19 protein-coding genes are annotated in these 23,697 nt (G+C 36.1%); 12 read left to right on the top strand and 7 right to left on the bottom strand.

Going from position 1 to position 23,697, the window contains the following annotated elements; translation table 11 throughout:
* Window positions 1-83 precede the first annotated feature (83 nt).
* Together LVD47_RS16970 and LVD47_RS16965 are read right to left on the bottom strand one after the other, a co-directional pair.
* Complete coding sequence (locus tag LVD47_RS16970) at window positions 84-1,736, bottom strand: SusD/RagB family nutrient-binding outer membrane lipoprotein (RefSeq protein ID WP_236979061.1); 1,653 nt, start codon at window positions 1,734-1,736, stop codon at window positions 84-86.
* 9 nt (window positions 1,737-1,745) lie between these two features.
* Window positions 1,746-5,114, bottom strand: a complete 3,369-nt coding sequence (locus LVD47_RS16965) for a SusC/RagA family TonB-linked outer membrane protein (RefSeq protein ID WP_236979060.1) — start codon at window positions 5,112-5,114, stop codon at window positions 1,746-1,748.
* Window positions 5,115-5,821: 707 nt separating this feature from the next.
* Between LVD47_RS16965 and LVD47_RS16960 the strand changes: the two genes are divergently transcribed.
* Window positions 5,822-6,748: an AraC family transcriptional regulator gene (locus tag LVD47_RS16960; RefSeq protein ID WP_236979059.1), complete on the top strand. Its 927-nt coding sequence runs from the start codon at window positions 5,822-5,824 to the stop codon at window positions 6,746-6,748.
* Window positions 6,749-6,891: 143 nt separating this feature from the next.
* Here the strand turns inward: LVD47_RS16960 and LVD47_RS16955 are convergent, their stop codons facing one another.
* The 5 genes from LVD47_RS16955 to LVD47_RS16935 all read right to left on the bottom strand — a co-directional run bounded on the left by LVD47_RS16955 (window position 6,892) and on the right by LVD47_RS16935 (window position 11,164).
* On the bottom strand, window positions 6,892-7,308 hold the full coding sequence (locus LVD47_RS16955; protein ID WP_236979058.1) for a hypothetical protein: 417 nt from the start codon (window positions 7,306-7,308) through the stop codon (window positions 6,892-6,894).
* A gap of 583 nt (window positions 7,309-7,891) precedes the next feature.
* A complete protein-coding gene (locus tag LVD47_RS16950) occupies window positions 7,892-9,301 on the bottom strand; it encodes a tetratricopeptide repeat protein (RefSeq protein WP_236979057.1) in 1,410 nt (469 codons plus the stop codon).
* Between the two features lie 401 nt (window positions 9,302-9,702).
* The gene (locus LVD47_RS16945; protein ID WP_236979056.1) at window positions 9,703-10,128 is read right to left on the bottom strand and encodes a hypothetical protein; all 426 of its coding nucleotides are present in this window, start codon (window positions 10,126-10,128) and stop codon (window positions 9,703-9,705) included.
* 17 nt (window positions 10,129-10,145) lie between these two features.
* Window positions 10,146-10,610 (bottom strand): hypothetical protein, encoded by a 465-nt coding sequence (locus LVD47_RS16940; RefSeq protein ID WP_236979054.1) that lies wholly within the window; start codon window positions 10,608-10,610, stop codon window positions 10,146-10,148.
* On the bottom strand, window positions 10,607-11,164 hold the full coding sequence (locus LVD47_RS16935; protein ID WP_236979052.1) for an RNA polymerase sigma factor: 558 nt from the start codon (window positions 11,162-11,164) through the stop codon (window positions 10,607-10,609). Before LVD47_RS16935 ends, LVD47_RS16940 begins: the two co-directional genes overlap by 4 nt.
* A 526-nt stretch (window positions 11,165-11,690) precedes the next feature.
* Here LVD47_RS16935 and LVD47_RS16930 point away from each other — a divergent pair.
* The 11 genes from LVD47_RS16930 (at window position 11,691) to LVD47_RS16880 (ending at window position 23,673) form a co-directional block, all read left to right on the top strand.
* A complete protein-coding gene (locus LVD47_RS16930) occupies window positions 11,691-12,236 on the top strand; it encodes a 1-acyl-sn-glycerol-3-phosphate acyltransferase (RefSeq protein ID WP_236979051.1) in 546 nt (181 codons plus the stop codon).
* A 10-nt stretch (window positions 12,237-12,246) separates the two neighbouring features.
* Window positions 12,247-14,352: an NAD-dependent DNA ligase LigA gene (gene ligA, locus LVD47_RS16925; protein ID WP_236979050.1), complete on the top strand. Its 2,106-nt coding sequence runs from the start codon at window positions 12,247-12,249 to the stop codon at window positions 14,350-14,352.
* On the top strand, window positions 14,349-14,981 hold the full coding sequence (ddpX, locus tag LVD47_RS16920) for a D-alanyl-D-alanine dipeptidase (protein WP_236979049.1): 633 nt from the start codon (window positions 14,349-14,351) through the stop codon (window positions 14,979-14,981). Before ligA ends, ddpX begins: the two co-directional genes overlap by 4 nt.
* Before the next feature lie 47 nt (window positions 14,982-15,028).
* Entirely contained in the window at window positions 15,029-16,000 is a 972-nt protein-coding gene (locus tag LVD47_RS16915) for an AAA family ATPase (protein WP_236979048.1), read from the top strand.
* 57 nt (window positions 16,001-16,057) lie between these two features.
* Window positions 16,058-17,125: a DUF4837 family protein gene (locus tag LVD47_RS16910; protein WP_236979047.1), complete on the top strand. Its 1,068-nt coding sequence runs from the start codon at window positions 16,058-16,060 to the stop codon at window positions 17,123-17,125.
* A gap of 28 nt (window positions 17,126-17,153) precedes the next feature.
* Window positions 17,154-17,633, top strand: coding sequence for a nucleoside deaminase (locus tag LVD47_RS16905; protein WP_236979045.1), 480 nt, complete (start codon window positions 17,154-17,156; stop codon window positions 17,631-17,633).
* Window positions 17,634-18,240: 607 nt separating this feature from the next.
* Entirely contained in the window at window positions 18,241-18,678 is a 438-nt protein-coding gene (locus LVD47_RS16900; RefSeq protein WP_236979043.1) for an SRPBCC family protein, read from the top strand.
* A 38-nt stretch (window positions 18,679-18,716) separates the two neighbouring features.
* On the top strand, window positions 18,717-19,493 hold the full coding sequence (locus LVD47_RS16895; RefSeq protein ID WP_236979041.1) for a HEAT repeat domain-containing protein: 777 nt from the start codon (window positions 18,717-18,719) through the stop codon (window positions 19,491-19,493).
* A 380-nt stretch (window positions 19,494-19,873) separates the two neighbouring features.
* Entirely contained in the window at window positions 19,874-21,295 is a 1,422-nt protein-coding gene (locus tag LVD47_RS16890; RefSeq protein ID WP_236979039.1) for an SDR family oxidoreductase, read from the top strand.
* Window positions 21,292-21,927, top strand: a complete 636-nt coding sequence (locus LVD47_RS16885) for a flavin reductase family protein (protein WP_236979037.1) — start codon at window positions 21,292-21,294, stop codon at window positions 21,925-21,927. The genes LVD47_RS16890 and LVD47_RS16885 overlap by 4 nt, the downstream gene beginning before the upstream one ends.
* Before the next feature lie 267 nt (window positions 21,928-22,194).
* Window positions 22,195-23,673, top strand: a complete 1,479-nt coding sequence (locus LVD47_RS16880) for a cryptochrome/photolyase family protein (RefSeq protein ID WP_236979035.1) — start codon at window positions 22,195-22,197, stop codon at window positions 23,671-23,673.
* The last annotated feature ends 24 nt before the right edge of the window (window positions 23,674-23,697 follow it).

The raw sequence follows: 23,697 nt of genomic DNA, 5'->3' as shown, positions 1-23,697 counted from the left end.
TACCCGATACTAGGGCACTAAAAAAAGAAATCCGGCTCCATGTACAACAGAGCCGGATTTTTTATCTAAACAAAGGATTAAAATCAATATGGTTTACCTGTTCCAGCTATCAACCAAGTTTTCGACCAGGGACTATTCTTATCATTTTGAGAAAAATTTGTCAATTCCAGTCGATCAATCGCCGTACTTGCATTAGCTTGATTAAAGTTTAATTCATTATTTCCATAAATAAATCGCAATGGAAATACTGGTCTTGGACTAAAAGGTCCCATCTCAAGTTCGGGAAGACCTGTTCTTCGGTAATCGTACCAGGCTTCTTGAGCCGCCGTCCAACTGGCGATCCATTTTTGCTCTATAATTTGCTCGAGACTACCATCGAAAGATACATTTTCCTGAGCTAAATAATCAGAAACGTTATCAGCAACTCCCCATTCTTCCATAGAAGCTGTTACACCTTCATTATAATAGTTTTCAGCTCCATTAATCCAACCTTTCTGAGCGGCTTCTGCCAATAGAAAATTTACTTCTGCTGCCGTCATCAACCTTGCTCTTAATAAGGGACCACTTGCTTCCTTATATCTTTCATTTAAAAAAGAAACATACGGATTAATTGAAGATTGAGCAGGAGCGGTATTCAAGTTAAATCCATGTGTACTTTGAAGCTGCGGTGGTGCCCCAACATAATTTGGATTTACGCTAACATTCGATATCGTACCTTCACTTGTTAAAAACTCTCTGTCCAAGTATCGAACACCTTCTACAACTTCCAGATGATTAATTGTTCCTTTTTGTTCTTCCGTCAAGAATTGAGAAGGTACTTCAATAGTCTCAAACCACACTCCAATTCTAGGATCATTTTTTTCTCTTAAAGCATCTACTAATGTTTCACAAGCTTTAATCCTGCGATAATTACTTCCATTTGTCCCGTCAAAGGCAGGATCTGCATTATTTGGCCATGCATCCCCGGAGGTATTTCCCAGAAAAGACATATAAACATTGTCTTCATTGGACAAAATCAAATTACCTCCTTGAGCCACACTAGCGAAATCACTCTGAACATCTTTTTTCAAAGAAACTCGCATCAAATAACGTAGTAATAAGGAATTCGCGAATTTTTGCCATTTTGCCGGGTCTCCATTAAAAAAAACGTCTGCTTCGTCTAAAACTTGTCTATATTCTCCTTTTGGCAAGGACAACAATTGTGAAGCCTCCTTTAAATCGGCAATAACCCCATTGTATATTGTTTCCTGGCTATCATACACAGGCAATAAGTTCTCATTTCCTCCTAAATCGCCATTAAGAGCATTTGTATACGGAGCATCACCCCAAAGGTCTGCTATTTGGCCAAATACAAATGATTTCATTACCAATGCAACACCCTGGTGGAATCGTAAATCATTCTCCACTGCTACATCATATACAGCCTGATTATTTCTCAAGATATTGTAATATCCACCCCAATCTTCAGGGCCCCATTCAATACCATTGTGACTTCCTGACCAGGCATCTTTTTGGGTGTGCTGCATAATACCAGCTGCCCGACCATATCCCAAGTCATTATATATTTTGGCCGTTTCGGTCAATACCGTTGGTAAAATTAAATTCACATTTGCATTATCAATGGTCAATCCATTTGGATTTTCATTGATCTCTGATAAATCCTTACATGACTCCAACGCTAAGGAAGAGCAAATAAGAATGAAAAGTATAAATATATTTCTACTATTTTTCATCATTTACTTTTTTTAAAAATTAGCGGACAATTTAATTCCAATCGGCAATACAAAAGGAGTGACATTATATCTTTCAATACCCTGTTTCCAGCCACCTCCTCCAGTAGGTTGAAATGCTCGCTCCGGATCAATACCTACATCAGCTTTGGTCCACAACATGATGTTCCGACTGTAAACGGACAAAGCCAGATTGTTGATCTTAGCACCTTGTATCCATTCGTTCGGGAACTGGTAGGATAGAGAAATTTCCCTTAACTTTACAAAAGAAGCATCAAAAATTGAAGCCCTTCCAAAATCCCATGGGTAATTGTCAGCTATTGGGATAAAACGAGTACCCTCCTGGCCTAAGTTTTCAAAATACCCTGTCAGGTTTCCCTGATCATCATATTCCGGGATCACTCCAGGATTAAACACACCGCTGGTCAACTCAATTCCTAATGGTTGATAGAAAAATGTGTACCCACCTAATTCGGTAGTAGGTCCTCCCACTCTCGTCAATTGATTAACAATAAGGTCATCTGCATTTTCTTTTAAATATTCAGTTATATTCCCATTAATTGTATTGGGATCAATGATTTCATCCAATTGCCTTTGGGTAGCCCAATCAGATTCTCCATATCGATAAGTTTGGGACAAGAACTCACCACCTTGCCTCCAGTCAAAACTAGCTGATAAACGGAAGTTCTTAAATCTAACCGAAGTTTGACCACCAATAATAAAATCAGGGTTAAAATTACCAACTAACTCTCTATCAGTCACTTCATTACTATTCCCCCAGGAACCATTATTGTCTAAAATAGGCCATCCATAATAAGGGGAACTTTCATCTTCCACAGTCAATAGTTTACGGTCGTAAATATTCCCAATATCTTCTCCTACCCAGGTAGTGGCATATACTTTAGCATCATCCCAAAATGTGTGATAATCAATTCCTTCTGCCAATTCTTCGATTCGCGTACGATTAAAACTATAGTTGAAATCCAAGTCCCAGCTAAAATCATTATTAGAAATAATAGTAGACCCTATTGACAATTCAATCCCGCGGCTAGAAACTAAACCTGCATTAATCTTTTTACTTGAATAACCTGAAGACTGTGGCAAGGATAGCCCTAATATTTGATTCTCATTGTCTGAAGTATAATAAGTTCCACTAAATCTAATTTTATCCTGGAACAAAATCCAATCAGTACCTAACTCAATAGAAGTAATGATTTCTGGTTTTAAGTCAGTAGACAATAAAGAACTTGGGATTCCCAATCGGGTGATATTCCCCCAGTCACTTGCATTACTTAATGTTGCTAATAATTGATATGGTCCTGTATCATTACCTACCTGAGCCCAGCCTGCTCTTAATTTAATCATATCTATATTACTCCCTAAATCAACAATATTATTAACTAAGGTAGATAATGTAAAAGCAGGGTAAAAATAAGACCTGTTCTCCTCAGGTAATGTACTCGACCAATCATTTCTGGCTGAAATATCCAGGTAAGCAATGTCTTTATAACCAAAATTTGCTACCCCATATACACTATTAATAGCTTTCTGGCTCCATGCAGAACTGGTGGACAATTGATCCCTGTTAATATTTGACAAATTAAACAATGCCGGCAACACCAGGGGATCTCCATTTGAGGAAGTATTTGAATAATACTGGTGCATTAAATTGCCGCCAACTGAGGCAGACAATGAAAAATCTCCCAAATATTTATTGTAATTCAAACTTAACGAGGCGTTTCTTTCTGAACTCGTGATTTTTTGAATTCCGTAAGCCCCTTGTGGATTTCTATCATAACTGTAAGGTATCTTCGTTTCACGTTCCTCTCCTAATCGATCCATTGCAAAATCAAAAGAAGCCACTAAATCATCAGTAAGTTTATAATCTACTCCGACATTACCAAATATACGATCTCTAAAGAATGAATTATCTACTTCGTATGCCAAGAAATACGGATTATTGTGTTCCGGCAATCGTCTTTGCTGAATATCTTCTATCTCCCAATAGTCTTCCAATGATTTAATATCAATATGAGGAGATACATAATAAGCCCACTGTAATGGATTAGTTCCTCGCTCAGTGGAGGGAATATTATTGGAATTTGACCTTCCTACATTAATATTTGTATTAAAACTCAATCGATCACTAATGTCATAATTAGCACTAATATTTAACGAATTTCTATAGTAATCAGACCCAGGAACAATTCCTTTGTTATTCATATTTGTAAAGGATGCTCTAAAAGAGCTATTTGTACTTCCTCCACTAATTGCCACATTATTCGTATTGGTGATTCCGGTTTGCAAGAAATTCTTAACGTTATCTGGATGCGACACTAAGGGAGACGGGATAGGATTACCATCAGCATCCAATGGGCTATTCCATTGGATGGCATTGATTCCGACATCCAATTGGGGGCCCATTCGATAAACTACATTTTCTTCAACCTGACCTCCAAACAAAGCGTTTAATTGATCTTGCGTCCAGGGATTCTGGCCGGCAGCAAAACCACTGTGGAATTTCAAAAACTCTACAGGTTTATCAAAAACCGCAGAGGTACTAAAATCCACTTTCATTTTTTGATTTCGATTTCCTTTTTTCGTCGTAATTAACACAACACCATTACCTGCACGTGATCCATATAATGCAGAGGCTCCAGCTCCTTTTAATATGGAAACATCCTGAATATCGGAAGCATTTAAATCTGATATTGCATTTCCATAATCTACAACATTCCTACTACCTACCTCAGAGGTATTACCAGCAAATCGATTTTGAACCGGAACTCCATCAATCACAAATAAAGGCTGATTATCTCCGGACAGGGAAGATGCACCGCGTATAATCATACTAACGGAAGAACCGGCACCACCCCCAGCACTATTTATAGTCACACCTGGAGCTTTACCCGAAATTGCATTTAGCACGTTTTCCTGTATTACTTCATTCAACGCACCTCCATCAATCTCTTCAACAGCATATCCCAAGGATTTTTTCTGTCGCGAAATTCCCAATGCCGTAACCACTACCTGGTCTAGAGTCTCAGAATCTGGTGCTAACTGGACATTAATGGTAGACCTGGCATCTACACTAATTTCCTGTTTTACATACCCTACGTACGAGACTACCAACACGGCGTCAGCAGCTACATCTTTCAGTGAATAATATCCATCAAAATCAGTAGATGTTCCGTTTGAAGTCCCCTTCACCAGAACATTTACACCAATTAATGGCTGATTGTTTTCATCGGTCACCTGACCGGTTACTTCATCAATGGCCACACCCGCATAACTCATAAGCGGGTTGATCAATAGACAAAACAACACAGCCAACATGACACTCGCTTTTTGCACATTTAATCTCATCGATAATTGTTTTTTCATGTTAGTTTATTAAATAATTCCTATCAGGCATTGCCACTAAACAATTTAGCGACTACACCAGTGTATTCTCTATACACTATTTTTTTTATTTTAGACTATAATTACTTTTTTGTTGAATTACTGGACTAATTGTTTCGAATCCTCAAAAAAATGCAGCCTTCACATCAATAATTCAAACACTTTTCTTCACATTAATTCCACACACCAGACGATTTGAACCAAAGTCAATTTCTCTGGTATGTCAAAATTAATCCTCTTCCTTACTTTTGAGTTTGTATATTTTGACAATAAACAATACTATTTTGTCTTTTGATATTTTATTAACCGTTCCTATCAGCAAAAGTGAAACCATCCATTTTTTCTTCGTTAATTTTAAATTAATTTTTTCCATGCCAATTTCAAAAGGATCTCACTTATTAATTACCCTACAGAAACTATTATCGAAACTTTATTTATTATTGTCAATATTAAAAAAATTTTATTCCGTTGACTTAACCAATACTCTTCAAAATTTTATGCCAAAATAATCATATTATCTTTATGTTACTTTTTTGTGAAGTAAATATTGGACTTCACTACTATTATTAGAACGATTTTAAAGTAATTTTCAGCAGCTAATTATATAGTAATTAGCAATACTATTTTGTCAATTTATTATTATTTTAGCTTTAAATATTGTATCTTTTGGTAAAAATAATATCTGAAGTATGAAGCCGATACTTAGAAAAGTCGACTCGAATGCAGAACATTCATTTAGTGTAAGGGAAAATATTTACCCATTTCTCTACAACTATTGGCATTATCATCCTGAAGTTGAATTGACTTATATTCGAAAAAGTTCCGGAACAAGATTAGCCGGAGACAGTATTGATCGATTTACTGACGGAGATTTAATCTTACTGGGAGCAAACCTCCCTCATATGTGGCGCAATGACGACATCTATTTCGAAAAAGAAAACGGCTACCATATTGAAGCAGTAGCAATCCACTTTAAAGAAGATTTTTGGGGAAGTGAATTTTTGAATATACCCGAAAACCGTCACATTAAAGAACTACTTGCTAAATCCAAAAGGGGCTATAAAATTGAAGGTAAAACCCATGATATTATCGTCCAAAAAATGGAGGAAATATTAAAGTTAAAAGGAACGAAAAGAGTTATACAATTATTGGACATGCTGGACATCCTGGCCTATTCCAAAGAAAAAAAGTATCTTTCAAGTCAGGGCTTTATAGATGATTATAAAGTTGATCCGAATGATAAAATTAATGAAATTTACCAATACACTCTTTCCAATTTCAAGAATGGAATTACCATTGATGAGGTCGCCCAACACGTGCACATATCTCCGAATTACTTCTGTAGATATTTTAAGAAAAGAACATCTAAGACTTTTATTGAGTTTGTCACTGAATTAAGAGTTGGACATGCCTGCAAACTATTACTGGAAGGCAACTTAAGCATTTCTCAAATCTGCTATGAAAGTGGCTTTAATAACCTTTCTAATTTCAACCGGAAATTTAAAGAATTAATTGGCCAATCGCCTAGTGATTACTTCAAAGAATACAGCATGAAAAATACTTATGACAACCTGCACCCCAATGTTATAAAAGACCTGGAAATTGCAACAAGCTAACAGCTTACCTTTTACAGCTCTATCAAAAGAAATGCGGGCTTGCAATAAACAAGTCCCGCAAAAATTTTACTGATTTCATTCATTAGTCTCAAACAATTAGTGACTGTGAAGCAGTAATGTAGAAATTACATTATTTCTACGTATTAATACCCATTACAATCAACCCCCCACTTAGTTGCGGAAGTCGAAGTATTGACATCGATATCAATTACAAAATTATTATAGAGCGGAATATAGTCAACTCTTATTTCATGTGGACTTGAGTCCTCAACTCCTTTCACAGTTACATTGGATCCCGAAACAGAATACGTCCCTTCAGCATTATTGTTATCTACATACAATTTTCGGATATAAGTACAAACACCTGCCGTACCGCTTACAGAATGAGATATCTCGGGAGTCCCATCTACTGAAATATTTATCGTGCCTGAGAGAAGCACCCGTTCGACTGTTGACTTAGTAATTTCCTTTCCTTCTAAAGGACCAATATCATGTGATATCAATGTAAAAGAAAATGCAAATCCGACACCTAGAAGAAGAAATAAATAAACGTTTCGCATAAAAAATATTTTTATAGTTATAAAATACAACCTCTGCGGTTCGCCTCTTCTGGGTAATAAAAATTATTCTTCAAATGTAATCATAATACTATACTGAATACTAATATTATATTTACTAAATAAAGTACTATATGTTCTTCACATAGAACAAAACACCCAATTTAATCCAATAAACATTATAAAAAAATAGCAAGAAGAATATAAAATAAAATCACCATTACTTTTGAATAGAGGGAATACATGAAAATTGGCTAAAACCAACATCTTTGGATATACAACTACAGCTCCAAAACAGTCTTTAGGAAATTCGATTAAAACTTATAATTGAAAATTGGAACGGAAGCGTCTCAAAATATTATTACTGTGGATACAATAATTGAATACTCTTTTAGTGTAATGCAATTACACCACTTATTCTCCTTCCATTGTTAAGGAAATAATGAATATCATTTCACGAAAAAATAATATAAAGTGGATTCAATAAAATTAATCACGCATAGAATTAATATGCTGATACAACCGGTTTGTACCAGCGTGCATAAAGATTCATTATTTAAACTATAGGGAAATAATAATTCTCACATTAACTATTCTGAGGAGTGAAAAACCTGAGGAGTGAAACGATATCTTTATCTAATTCAACACCTTCTACCAATTTATGAAATGTTGAATTAGCTTCATAACGCTCTACCAATGCCTCTTCAAGAGTATCCATAGCTGCCGGGATATCATTTCCATGAACGAGGAAACCCGCCTTACAATACAATAACTCCGGATCCATTGCATTCTCAATACCTTCTTCTATCACCTCCAGAGCAGCATTAAACTCACCAATTCCATAGAGGAATAGTGCATGCTTCTTCCAAATATATGACTGGTCAGGACCAATCTCTTCTGCTTTTTGAAAATAAAAATGTGCTTTGGTGTATTCACCGGTTCTAGAATAGGCAGAAGCAAGCGAAGCAAAATACTCTTCTCGCAAACCCTCAATACGAATTGCTTTCAGATAAGAATTTATGGCACTTAAATATTCACCCTGTTTATAATAAGTTCTCCCTAATAAAAAATAGATCTCGTCATTATACGGATCTAATCTATTTGCTTTCTTAAATATTTTATTTGCCTTTTTATACTTACCCAGACTAAGGTAACAATGCCCAATTTGACATAATAAATCAGAATCTGGTCCCAACACTTCATACCATTCATTGTAACAATCCAATGCTTCCTGAAACCTCCTCAATTCAAAAAACAGATCCGCTCGATCTTGGTATCCCAATTCGAAGTCCGGTTCAATCAGGAAGGAATATTCATACGCTTCGAGGGCTTTATCGTATTCATTGATACACGAATAAGCCTGCCCAAGATTATACCATGCGAGGTAAGAGTATGGATCTTCTTCAATAATAGAAAGATGGAGATTGATAGAATCCTCAAACCGACCTACTATTTCTGTACACACCCACATCTTCTTTAAGGCATTTTCATTAGTAGGATCACACAATAAGGCAAATTTCATTGACTCAAACATCTGTTCATATTCCTCAGATCCTTCAAAAATCAATCCCTCTAAGTAATAAATCTGGCCCAACTCCTGATTATCAGCGCCATTCTTTATTTCTTCTAATATATTTTCAGCTTCTTCATGCTTTTTCCTAGCAATAAAAATTCTTGCACTGAAAAGTCTAACATCAAAATCATAAGGAGCAATTAGTAAGGCACTCTCCAGCGTTGCCTCAGCTTCGATATACTTTCTTAGGTGAAAAAAGTATTCAGCTTTTTTCAGGTGAAAATCAATATTGTATTGAAACCGCTTTACTGCCATTGAAGCAGCTACCAGCGCATTATTATATTCTCTTTCATCTTCAAAATACTCCAAAAGTCGCATGAATGATTTCTCATCGATATAGTGGTCTATATCTGATTTAACCATTTCCTCGAATTTGAAGACAAGCTGAAAGATGTCAAAATCATTATTTGGTCTACTTTCCATGTCAAGGGGGATTTAAGATAACTTGTCGACGGTAAATATACAGAAATTATATCCACAATAAATAATTAAACATCATACTTTTTCAACACCATTCTATACATTATTTAAACTTTTAATAACACTTTAAAACTCTACTAATCAACTATTTATATCTATTCGAGTTCTTTTATTAAAATTATATGTATTTATAAGTGTTTATAAATAATAAATGAATAGATAAATTTCATACACATATCAAAAGTGTTAAAACTTCAAGTTCGGGATATAATTAATGATTATTCGAATTCAGGCTAAATAAAAAAGCCGAATGGTAAACCACCCGACTTTATAAAAACACAGATAATTTTGACTTTATTGACTTCAATGGTAGCACCTACATATAAGTAGATTTGCCATTTACATCAATTTTTTTCTTTCCCTTTACGAAATCTCTCCAGCAATTTGTGCCGGAACTCATCTTCAGCTTTTTCCAACAAATACACTCTTTTATAGGATATAACCTTGGAAATATTATTATAAAATTCCGTAGTAAGTGCCAACTTTTTCTCATCAATTTCCAACTCCTTCATCAAATAGGCCCTTGCATTTTCATCTGTCAAATCAGATTCCCTGATTCGATCCTGACTTTTTTTAAGATCCCATATTTTATCTCTGTACTCATTGTAAACCGGCCAAAAATCCTGTGCTTCATCAACAGACAAATTTATTTTCTCGGTAATAAAAGCAACCTTTTGGGCGTGTATTTCCTCAAATCGATTCTTCCCTTTATCCTGTGCCTCCAGGCCAATAGCCAGTAAAAAGAAGAAGGATAACATTAATATTCTCATGATTTATAATTTTGTATTTAATAAAGGAGTTCTTCAAACTCCGAAATGTTTTCATTTATATAATTGAAGTACTCATCACCATTATCAGCACCTGTGTCTATAGCGGAGATATTCTCCTCCCCCATTGTTTCCAGAATTTCATCTATATCCAGATCAGAATCATTCAAGTATTCTATGATCTCCAGGTCAGAGATATTATTTAATTCACCTGGCTCTGGATTCTGCGAAAAATCTCCAATAAATAGAATCAATAAAACTGCAGCGGCGGCTGAAGCGATCCATACCAAAGGCCTGATTACGCTTCTACTCGTATCCGGTTCACTTAAAATATCAGATTCTACATCCACTGTTTGGGTAAAAACTTTTTTCTCCAATTCCTGAAAATACCCTTCCGGTATTTCAAAAATCTCACCTGACTTAATTTCCTCCATTTCCGAAGGGAATCGGTCTTCCGGGAAATCATAATTTGGATCTGGTTTCATTTTAAAACAATTTTTTGCTTTAAATAATCTTGAATTTTATGGACTGCGTGATAATACGATGCTTTTAATCCTCCTTCCGTAATCTCAGTAATTTTAGAAATCTCTCGGTAACTCATTTCCTGAAAATATTTTAATTCAAAAATCTGTCGCTGCCGCTCCGGTAGGCTTTGTACCGCATTCATCAACATTTTATGTATCTCATTGCCTTTAAAATAGGGTTCTGCTGTCAGTTCATTTACCACAGATTCAACCTCTTCATAGTAACCATTATTTCTCTGCTTCTTTTTTCGGATAATTTGCAACGCTTCCCTGTACCCAATGCTAAAAATCCATGTTTTCAATGAAGAATCCTCACGAAACTGCCCTATTTTCTGATAGACTTTAACAAAAGTATTCTGCATTGCATCGTCAGTATCTTCATGACTGTACAATACTTTTCGCAAATACCAATACAATGGTTCCTTATATTCTTTGAATATCATTGCAAACCCCTCATTTAGGGTCTCGGGCTTCCGAATTAGCTCTACTATTTTTTTATCTTGAATTTCCGTCACAATTAAATCCTGATCGTTTCATTCATCTTAAATTACTTTCCAAATCGAATCGGAACGCCAAATTCCCTCTTATTTTAACATTAGAGTACTTTTTCACTAAAAGGTTTAATCATACCCCAAATTTTCTTCCAAACTACCGGTAGAAATGAATTCAACGTTATCAATTAATAGCTTGGGATCAAGTACCAAATTGACAATAAGATACTATTTATTAAATTGAAAGTCCTTTTGGTGAGAGCTTCGTTAAAAACCCTCGACTTGGCCCTGCTATTACTGTGTTTCGCGTCACTTTCACAAAAAACTCTATGCAGGTTTATGTTGCACCCTATAATCTATTTGGTATATTTTACAATCTTCCATCCTTCATCTTTTTTAAGTGCAGGAATCAACTTTTCTATAATGGAATTATTAAAATAAGCTAGAAGCTTCTTAAACGTATAGGGTTGATATTTTCAAACTTTCCAAATTTAGTCATGGGAGTATTATTTACCGGAACATTTAGTAAATTCATTCTTAAATATATAAAATGTCCTGGGCACAAAAAGTTTCAAAAAGTATTTTGAATATAATGGGATGGCGAGTGACGGGTTCGATCCCCACTACCAAAAAGGGAATTTTTGTAGTAGCACCCCACACCCATTGGATGGATATTCCAATCGGATTATTGGTTCGCTCAGCAATAGATTTGGAAGTAAAATTTATTGCTAAAAAATCCTTATTTCGGGGTTTGAAAGGACCGATATTCAAATACCTGGGTGGATATCCGGTAGACCGAAGTAAAAGTCAGGGATATGTAGAATCTGTGGCTGACATTTTTAACCAACACGATCAATTTTTCATAGCCATTGCCCCTGAAGGGACAAGACAAAAAGTCCATCGATTCAAAACCGGATTCTATTATATTGCCCGAAAAGCAAACGTACCTATTTATTTGACTAAGTTTGATTTTGAAAATAAAGAGGTTAATTTTAATACCCCAATTTGGCCCGAAGGAGAACCTCAAAAACAAATTGCGGAAATGGAGGATTATTTCAAAGGTGTCAAAGGAAAAGTAGTCGCAAAAAGTTTTTAAAAAACAAATAATGAATTTGAATCCTGAAAAACAATTAATGGACTTGAGCAGGGATTTTATCAAATCCAACTCTTCGGCCAATTTCACAAAAGAAAAGTACGAAGATCTATTAGACGTCTTGCGATTTCATGAAAGGAAATATTATATAGAAAATAATCCATTGTTTTCCGATAGGGAGTACGATAAACTTTTTCAGTTAGCTAAGGAAGTAGAGAAACAACATGCAGAATGGATAACTCCTTTAAGCCCGACCCAAAGAGTAGGTAGTGATGTAGAAAATACATTTCAGACTGTTTCTCATTTAACGCCAATGTTGTCTCTAGCCAACTCTTACAATGAAAATGATTTATTCGAATTCGACACCCAAATGAAAAAATTATTAGACCGAAAGGATAATGTCACCTATGCAGTCGAGCCCAAGTATGATGGGGGAAGCATAGTACTCGTGTATGAAAATGATATTCTAATTTCTGCAGCTACCCGCGGAGACGGCCAAGTAGGCGAAGACATAACACCAAATATCAAATCACTTAAAACAATTCCGTTGTCTGCTCCATTTTCCAACCTTGGAATAACAAAAGTAGAGCTCAGGGGAGAAGCCATTATCCCCAAAAACATTTTTCAGGATATTAATAAAGAGCGAGAGAAAACAGGACTCCCGGTATTTGCCAATCCGAGAAATGCAGCTACGGGTGGATTGCGAATGAAACAACCACAGGAAACTGCCAAAAGGGGGATCGAAGCTTTCATTTACCAAATATCCTACATTGAAGGAAAGGACTATAATACAGAGAAGCTAAACAGCCATTACCACCGAATTCAACTTCTTTCTGAAATGGGGTTTAAGGTACCTGAAAACGAAAAAGCCCTTTGTAATACTATTCAGGAAGTAGTAGTATTTTGTGAAAACTGGGAGGCTAAACGAGATGAATATATTTATGAAATAGATGGGATGGTCGTCAAAATAGACAATGTCGAATGGCAGAATCAATTGGGAGCAACAAATCATCATCCCAGATGGGCTATGGCCTATAAATTTAAGGCGAAACAAGCTACAAGCAAATTGGAAAATGTAGAGTATCAAGTCGGAAAAATCGGGACCGTTACCCCAGTTGCCAAAATCACTCCCACTCAATTGGCTGGTGTTACCATTTCATCGATATCCCTTCACAATGAAGATTTTATTACCGCGAAAGATATACGGCTGTATGATACTATCCTTATTGAACGGGCCGGGGATGTCATACCTTATATTGTTAAATCTTTTCCGGAACTTAGAAATGGTGAAGAAGTCAAAATTGAATTCCCAACATCCTGCCCTGCGTGCGGAACCCCATTGATCCGGGAAGAGAATGAAGCAGCATGGCGTTGTCTCAATGCGAATTGCACAGCTCAGGTACTACAAAAAATGATATTTCATGTATCTAAAGATGCGATGGATATAGAAGGGTTGGGGAAATCCAATATTATTAATTTCTTTGAATTAAAGTTCCTGCATGATATTAGTGACATCTACAATCTAGACTATTCAGCCATTGAAAAACTGGAAGGATTTGGCGAAAAGTCTGCTTCAAATATAAAGTCCAGTATTGAAAAAGCTAAAAAGAACCCATTACACAGGATCCTACACAGTTTAAGTATACATCACCTCGGGAAAAAGGCTTCTAAAATTATAGCCTCCCATATCACCAGTATTTATGACTTACAAGATTGGGATTTGGAAAAGTATCAGGAAATCAAAGATATAGGTCCGGTATTAGCAAAAAACATTACAGAATTCTTTTCACTTGATGAAAATATTCAATTACTAAAAAGAATGGAAAAATACGGTGTGGATATGTCCCAAAAAGAAGCGGACAAACCCATTGAAGTCAGGGAAGATGCTGAATTTAAGGATAAGACAATTCTTTTTACTGGAAGTTTGGAAAATTTCACCCGAAAAGAAGCACAAGTAATGGCTGAAGAACAAGGTGCAAAAGTCATATCTGCCGTTAGTGGAAATTTAAATATTTTAGTAGTCGGAAAGAATGCCGGATCTAAATTAGCAAAAGCTGAAAAACTCGGTACGGTTGAAATAATGACAGAAGAAGAATTTGTAAACAAAATCGGTCTATGATGGCATTATTATTAATCGTATGCCTGTTATTCACTTGGACAGGTCATTCCTGGTCCCAGTCAATACTGGAGGATAAAGCAACTGCCAGTAAATTTGTTAACGTGCAAGAATTGGACCCTACTATCGAACTGGATATTCGGTATGCAACCACAAACAATTTTACGAATAAACAAATGTATGATTGTGGTAAGTGTTATTTAAGGGAAGAAGTAGCTGAAAAAATGGTCTTAGCGAACAAAGAATTCCGGGAAATGGGGTATCGAATTAAAGTTTTTGACTGCTACCGTCCCCAATCCGTACAATACAAGTTGTGGCAAGAAGTACCTAATCCGCAATACGTAGCTAACCCCGATAAAGGTTCTGTTCACAACAGGGGTGGTGCAGTTGACCTTACTCTTATCGATAAAAACGGGAAGGAATTACCAATGGGCACCGGATATGATTTTTTTGGAGAGCAAGCCCATCAGGACTACTTTCAACTTCCAGAAAACATTTTAGAAAATCGCAAGTTACTTAAAGAGACCTTACATAAATTTGGATTCACTCCTATTCGTACAGAATGGTGGCATTATGATTTTTACAACAATAAGTCATATCCAATTTCAGATTTACAATGGGATTGCAATTGAATGATTGTATATTCGTTAAAATTGAGAATCAATAATAATATTTATACATGCAAGAAGTAAAGTTTTCGTCCAATAAGGAAGCCGTTGACCAACTTGCCCAAAAATACAATGCATTGCGATCAGAGATCAGTAAAGTGATCGTGGGACAAGAAAAAGTCATCGAAACGGTAATCATTTCCCTATTCAGCAATGGTCACAGCCTTCTAGTCGGAGTCCCCGGACTGGCAAAAACTTTATTGGTAAGTACCATAGCAGAGGTACTGGATCTAGAGTTTAAAAGAATTCAATTCACTCCGGACCTGATGCCATCTGACATCACCGGATCCGAAATACTTGGAGACAACAGGCAATTTCAATTTAATAAAGGACCTGTTTTCTCAAATATTGTATTGGCAGATGAGATTAATAGAACGCCACCCAAAACTCAAGCGGCTCTTTTAGAAGCTATGCAAGAAAGATCAGTTACGATCTCCGGTCAGAATTTCCCTCTCCCAAAACCGTTTTTTGTTTTGGCAACGCAAAATCCTATTGAACAAGAGGGAACCTATCCGCTTCCTGAAGCGCAGCTTGATCGCTTTATGTTCAATATTACGCTTGAATATCCCAGCTATGAAGAAGAACTAAAAGTTGTACGAGAGACGACCGGAGAAAAACAATCAAACCTCAATCATATTCTCACGAGTTCTGAAATTTCATATTTCCAACAATTAATTCGTAAAATCCCCATTGCCGACAATGTTTTGGAGTATGCTGTGAAACTCGTTCACAAAACAAGACCTTCCGGAGACCTTGCACCGCAAATAGTAAAAGACTATATCCAATGGGGAGCTGGACCCAGAGCTTCTCAATATTTGGTTCTTGGCGCCAAATGTCATGCTGCCATTAATGGGAAATATTCACCGGACATAGAAGATATTCAGGCAATTTCAAAATACGTATTAAGACATCGTATCGTCAAAAATTACAAAGCCGAAGCAGAAGGACTTACAGAAGAGAGTATCATTGAACAAATCTCATAGTGTACAACAAATGTGTGGTTTTCTTCATCTATCAAGTAGTAAGGAAATATTGACCAAATGAATTTAAAATTGATTCTTTTACATATAATACTACTTTCCGGCATACTTTTAATATCAGGGTGTGGTAATGGCGGTCCATCCGGTCCTATTGTCAAACCACAATCAATGGGTAAAATTTATCAGGTTAATGTTCTTTCAACAGACGCCCTTATCAATTCACCTACTATGGATACGCTGGATTTTCAGTACGGGCAGGCATACCCAATCCTTCCCCAGCCAGAACCATATTTTGAATTGAGACCTTATGTAGCCGAAGACCTGGATGCGCAACCAGTACTCAGACAGCTAAAATGCTTTCTTATTCTTGCGGATCTAAGCAAAAATAACCCGCTGGTAGATATGGTAAAGAAAGATTTTAAAGGAACATTGGAAGAAAAAGCTTCAGGAGTCAAAGTGGGCAGGGACAAATGGGCCCAGGACCAACTTCTAATTTATATCTACGGGCCAAATGAATCAGCACTGCAAAAGGAAATAAAAAAATCATTTCCATCAGTTGCACGTGAAGTTGAAAAGTTTTACCAGGGAATGATACGTTCCACTGTTTTTGTTCAGGGTATTAATAATAGTATAACAGAAAAAATCAATGCAAAATTTGGAGTTGACTTGCCTATTCCGGCAGACTATGTAACAGCTCTGGAAACAGATTCAATGATATGGTTGCGTCAGGAAATTCCTGATATTAGTAGGTCTATCCTCATTACAAAAAAACCTTATAAAAATCCAGAAGAGTTCTCCAGACAAGGGTTTAAAGAAATGAGAGATCGTTTGGGACGGTATGTTTCTTCTACTATTGAAGGTACTTTCATGCAAATTAACGATGAGGATTTACCCCTGTATATTAATCAAGTAGAAATAGATGATAAATATGCCTTGCGGGCCAGAGGCATTTGGGAAATTGTAGGCGATTTCATGGGAGGATCTTTTGTTTCCTATGCTATTCTGGATGAAGAAAGCCAGGAAGTAGTACTTCTCGATGGATTTGTATATTCTCCCCAAAAACCAAAAAAGTTATCAATGATTTACCTTGATTATATTTTACGTCAAGTTCAATTGGCCGGTAATTAAAGCTATTAACCTTTAGCTGGTACAATAAATGAATTCAAAAGAATTAAAATTTCTCCAGGAGGCTATTAACCTGGCCAAAAAAGGAATGGAATCCAATTCCGGTGGTCCTTTCGGCGCTATAGTAGTAGATGAAGCAGGAACGATAATTGGCCGTGGCTACAATCAAGTCACAGCTACCAAAGATCCAACAGCACATGCTGAAATTGTAGCAATACGACAAGCTTGTAAAAAAATAAATTCATTTCAGTTAACCGGATGTACAATATTTGCCTCTTGTGAGCCTTGCCCGATGTGTCTGGGCGCTATTTATTGGGCCAGGCCTGATAAATTAATCTATGCAAATACCCGGGAAGATGCTGCTTTGATTGGTTTTGATGATCAGTTTATTTACGATGAAATCAATGTGCAATATTCAAAAAGAAAGATTATCACCCAAAATGCTCTTCGGGACAAAGGATGGGAGGTTATGAAAGAATGGCGAGTTAAAAATGACCGGGAGGATTATTAATAAATGCCGGCTTTCCAACCAAACAATAGACGAAAGTCCTTAACTGTTCTGCTTTTTGAACCCGATAAGGCAAGTAATCCGAGCTCAACGAATAGTTATAGGTTCATAAGAGCGGATGGGGAATATACAAGACAGCTTCTAGAAGCTTTATCGGGATAAAACAAGGTAAGGGAACGCAGAAAATTCTCCTTTTCGATTCAAGGTTGAGAATGGGTATTTCGGAGTTAAAAGTTTAAAAACAACGATCTTCTTCCTAAAATGATCTCTAAATAGTCCTCTATGTATTCGCCCTTTTTAGTATAACCTCTCTATTCTCAAATGCTCTTGATCCTAAAAACCCTTCGAACTCAGATTAAGGAAGTATTTCTTTACACACCCCCCTGAAGACACAGACATTAGAAGTAAAATAAGATCTGGTTCAATCTCGCTTGTAAATTTTGACGCTGGCATAGCTCAGTTGTTATAAATATTTCACCCTCATTATAGGACACCAATATAGTCACCTATAAAGCTATCAGAGCCCTTTATAATCACTGATCCAGATAACCGATAGAATTATTGTACTTTAACAAAGAAATCTATACACACAAATATAAAAACTACAGTAATGAATCAAGAAAACTTCTCCATCTACCATGATTTAACAATTAATTCCAGTCCCAAAAAAGTATTTGAAGCCGTGAGCTATCCCCGACATCTCCAAAATTGGTGGCCTCTAAAATGCACCGGTACTCCTGCTTTAGGTGAAGAATATAATTTTTATTTTACACCTGAATACAATTGGTATGGCAAAGTATCGCAATTAAAAGAGAGTAAATCTTTTTTTATTAAGATGACAAAATCCGAGCCCGATTGGGACCTCACTTCTTTTGGGTTTGAATTAAAAGAAAGTAAAAACGGGACCCTGGTGATGTTTTCCCATAAAGGATGGCCCGAGTGTAATTCTCATTTTCGTGTATCTTCCTATTGCTGGGCATTACTATTAAAAGGCCTTAAAGATTATACAGAGAAGGGTATTATTATCCCCTTTGAGAAAAGATCCTGATGAATACAACACTTGGGAAACAATAAATAAAAATAATCATGGGATTTTATGACTTATCTAAAGAAGAACGATCTAAATTGGTAAAAACTATTAACCGGAAACTTAAAAAAGACCTTCGTGATAATACTGATTCCCAATTCATACATTTCTACTCTGATGAAGACACGTATATCAGAAAAGCAGCCTATCTGGAAACGGGGAAATTGTATTTAATTAGTATTAAATGGAGAAATACGATCCTTAAATTTTTACATAACCTATTTGAATCAGGTTCCGACAAAATAAGGCAAACGGTCATAAATGCTTCCGGAGAAATCGGGAAAAGTGATTTCTCAAGCGTTGAAGAATTTTTCGCCAAAGGGCTTTTTGACTCCCATCACCGGGTTAGAAATGCCGTCATTGGTTCCATTAAAAAAATGGGCCAGAAAAATCCGCTGCCAGTACTTAATTGGGCGAATCAATACCTACTCCATCCCGATAAAGAAATTCGCAGGGAAATTTGTCATGGGATCGAACTCCGCGGCCGAACTCATCCCCAGGATATCCTTCCAATGCTAAAAAAACTTCAGAATGATCCTACTTCGAGGGTACGAAACACCCTGGTCCACGTACTCGGCCAAATATCCTATAAAAAAGGTTGTTTAGAAACAGTCATTAAGGAACTAAACAGTTGGGAAAACAGGGAGCTGGTAACCAAAGCTATCGATGAAATAATTAGTGTGCATGGCCGATATAAAGATTTTGCTTTTTATGAACAGAAACAAGCGATCAAATACATTTCAAAAAATGCTAATCCAGAAATAAATAATATTTAAAAATTAAAAGATTTAAAAAGATGCTGTCAACAGAGAAAAAATCTTCAATACTATCTTAAAAATCAACCGATACACCGATTGTATTATATCAAGCAAACAAATGCTATTAAAATTGTTCATCTTGACTAAACCCACTCTTCCTCGGTAGGATAATCTTCGGTAAAGATCTCGACTGGGCTATAGAAACAGCTGCATTATTTTTGGTTTTTTAAATAAAATTCTATTCGAATTTAAACCACTCTTGCAAACTATTTGGTAATCTTATACGTAAAACAATACTGGTAAATATTAAATTTGAATTACCTATTTTTAATATTCTTGCTTTAATAAATAATTTTCACCGGCTTACGAGCTTTCAGATTTAAAACTCAAGATCTCTGATGAAAATACTTTTGACTGGTGCTACAGGCTATATTGGTAAACGTTTATTACCCTTACTTCTCAGTGAAGGTCACGAAGTAATTTGTTGTGTTAGAGATCTCGAAAGATTTCAAAAACCCAATGGAATACGGGGTGAAAATGTAACACCAATAGAAGTAGATTTCCTGAACAGGGAGAGCCTTCGTAAAATACCCAAAGACATTGATGCCGCTTATTACCTCATCCATTCTATGTCTTCCTCAGCTGTATATAAAGAGTTGGAATTACAGTGTGCATCCAACTTTAAAGACCAACTTAATAAAACAGAAGTCAACCATGTAATATATCTAAGTGGCATTGCCAATCAGCAACCCCTTTCTAATCATTTAGAATCAAGGCTTAAAGTAGAAAAGATTTTGAATCAGGGGTTATATCATTTTACTGCCTTAAGGGCTGGTATTATTATAGGTTCCGGAAGTGCTTCTTTTGAAATAATAAGAGATTTGGTAGAAAAACTTCCTGTTATGATAGCACCAAAATGGCTAAAAACGAAATGCCAGCCAATAGCTATAATTGACGTACTTTCCATGCTGATAAAGACATTAAACCATCCAGAAACATTCAATAAAAATTTTGATATAGGAAGTCCGGACATTCTTACGTATAAGCAAATGCTTATGGAATACGCCCGTGTAAGAAATCTGAAAAGAATAATACTTACAGTCCCCGTAATGACGCCAAAACTTTCGTCATATTGGTTATATTTTGTGACCTCCACTTCCTACAAACTCGCCACCGCCCTGGTCGAAAGCATGAAAGTGGAAGTAACCTGCAGAAATAATACAATAAATACCATTCTTGATCACTCCCCCATTTCATATAATCAGGCTTTAAAAAGGACGTTTTCTGCTATCGAATCAAATGCCATTGTTTCAAGCTGGAAAGATTCTCTTATAAGTGGTAGAATTTCAGAAGACCTCTCGGAGTTTATAAATGTTCCTACATTTGGTTGCTTTAAAGATAAAAGACAACGTTCCTTTCAAAACCGGGAAAGTTGCATTAAAAAGCTTTGGTCCATTGGTGGGGACACAGGTTGGTATTATGGTAATTTCCTGTGGCGCATAAGAGGCACAATGGATAAACTGTCGGGTGGAGTGGGATTAAGAAGGGGGCGAACAAATCCCAATCAAATCAATTCCGGTGATGTCGTTGATTTTTGGAGAGTAATTTATGCAAACCAGGAAGAAGGACGGTTGTTGCTTTTTGCAGAAATGAAACTCCCGGGAGAAGCATGGTTGGATTTTCAAATTTCTGATAATCAATTAATCCAAACGGCCACTTTTCGCCCCAAAGGAATAGCCGGCAGACTGTATTGGTATGCAGTTTTGCCTTTTCACGGAATTATATTTACTGGACTCATTAAAAAGTTAACAGAGAAATGAATCATTTTACAAGAAAGGATATCGACGAAATGGAAAAGATCTTCAGGATTAATTTGATAAATTCTGTATCCGGTATTAAACCCGGTAACCTTATAGGAACTCAGACGAATGAGGGAAATCTCAACCTGGCAATATTTAGCTCTGTTCTCCACTTAGGCAGCAACCCTCCTTACTTGGGTTTTATCTGCCGACCCAATGAAAAAGTAAAACGCGATACTTATGACAATATATTATCCACTGGATATTATACAATAAATCACATTCAGGAATCCTTTGTTGAAAATGCCCATTTCACTTCTGCTAAATTTGAACCCCACGTTTCTGAGTTTGAACGATGCAGTCTGACCCCTGAATTCAAAGATGAATTTCCGGCCCCTTTCGTCATGGAGAGTAAAATAAAATTGGGACTTAAATTTGTTGAAGAAATACCCATTAAAATTAACGGTACTAAAATGATAATCGGGGAGATTGTTCATTTATTTGTGGATAAAGAGATAGTAGACGACAAAGGAAATATAAGGCTGGACCTGGTATCGAATATTGGCATCGCAGGACTTAATTCTTATTACAAAATCTCCAAAATCAAAGAATATCCATACGCGCGCCCTCACGAATTACCAACATTCTCATAAAATTAAAAAAACGTATACGAACCAAATTGTGAAATACAGCTACCTGTACATGGTACGCAAAAAATTGAAACAGACTTTCTGTAAGTAGGAGGAAAAAAATATTCCGAATGTTTCATTACATGGTAGCGGGATTAGGGAAGATAAGGATTTTTAGAGTAGGGTGCCCTATTAAAAAAGTCTTTACCGGCAAAGACTTTCAGTTTAAAATAGGATTTTATATATTAATTGGGATGAATCAATAAAATAATAAACATTTAGTTTGAGTAAATGGTAAGCATTGTTTTTCCCCATCAACTTTTCAAAAAGAACCCATTAATTGCTTCTAATTATAAGGTTTTTATTGTTGAAGAATACTTGTTTTTCAATCAGTATAATTTTCACAAACAAAAAATCGCTTTTCATCGGGCAACGATGAAAACATATGTAAACTACATTCAGCCTACATGTAAGGAAATCATCTATATTGATGCTCAAAATCCACTTTCTGATGTCAGGAAATTAATAAAGCATATATCAGAAGAAGGGCACGAACAAATACAAATTATTGACCCCGAGGACGACTGGTTACTAGAAAGGATAAAATATACTGCCAAATATTGTAACCTTACCATATCGATAAAGAACAACCCGATATTTATTAATAGTATTGAAGATCTGGAGGATTATTTTGAAGCTGCTCACCCCCCATACTTTCAAACTGACTTTTATATAAAACTTCGAAAAAAATATAACATATTAATAGAAAAGGGGACTGCACGTCCTAAAGGGGGACATTGGAGTTATGACAAAGAAAACCGAAAGAAATATCCTGCTAAAAAGTCGCCTCCATCCATTGAAAAATTTTTATCGAATGATGTATTCGATGAAGCTATTAATTATACGGAAAAATTCTTCCCTAATAATTTGGGTACGGTAGGCCCCACCCCCCTGTATCCCATTTCTTTTGAAGATGCTGAGATTTGGTTTCAGGATTTTTTAAAAGAGCGATATTTACATTTTGGGGACTACGAAGATGCTATTGTAGAAGCTGAATCTTTGCTCCACCATAGTGTCCTTAGCCCACTCTTAAATACAGGATTACTAACCCCTCAATTCGTAATTAACGAAGCATTATCCTATTCAAAAAAACACGAAATCCCCCTCAATTCGACAGAAGGCTTTATTCGGCAAATATTGGGGTGGAGAGAATTTATAAGGGGGGTATATAGATATAGAGGGAGGGTAGAAAGGACTAAAAACTTTTGGGGCTTCACTCGTAAAATGCCCCAATCTTTTTATCGAGGCGAAACCGGGATTCTGCCATTTGACAAAACCATTTCCAAAGTATTAAAATCCGGGTATTGCCATCACATAGAAAGACTTATGATACTCGGTAATTTTATGCTACTTTGTGAAATCAATCCTAATGATATATACAAATGGTTTATGGAATTATTCATCGATGCATACGATTGGGTAATGGTTCCTAATGTATATGGGATGAGTCAATTTGCCGACGGAGGATTAATGTCGACCAAACCCTATATTAGCGGAAGTAATTACATTCTCAAAATGAGCGACTACAAAAATGGTGATTGGACCAAAATTTGGGACGGTCTATTTTGGAGTTATATGGAAAAGCATCGGGATTACTTCACAACTAACCCCAGAATGAAAGTCCTTTTATCTACTTATGATAGATTTGATTCTAAAAAGCAACGTGAATTGAAAAATACGGCAAAAAACTTTATCGCGAATTTGTCATAATTTTAACTTGCCAACCGGATCAAA

This window comes from Membranihabitans maritimus (genome assembly GCF_021729145.1).
Classification (GTDB): domain Bacteria; phylum Bacteroidota; class Bacteroidia; order Chitinophagales; family Saprospiraceae; genus Membranihabitans; species Membranihabitans maritimus.
This window is presented reverse-complemented; position numbering and strand designations above follow the sequence as displayed.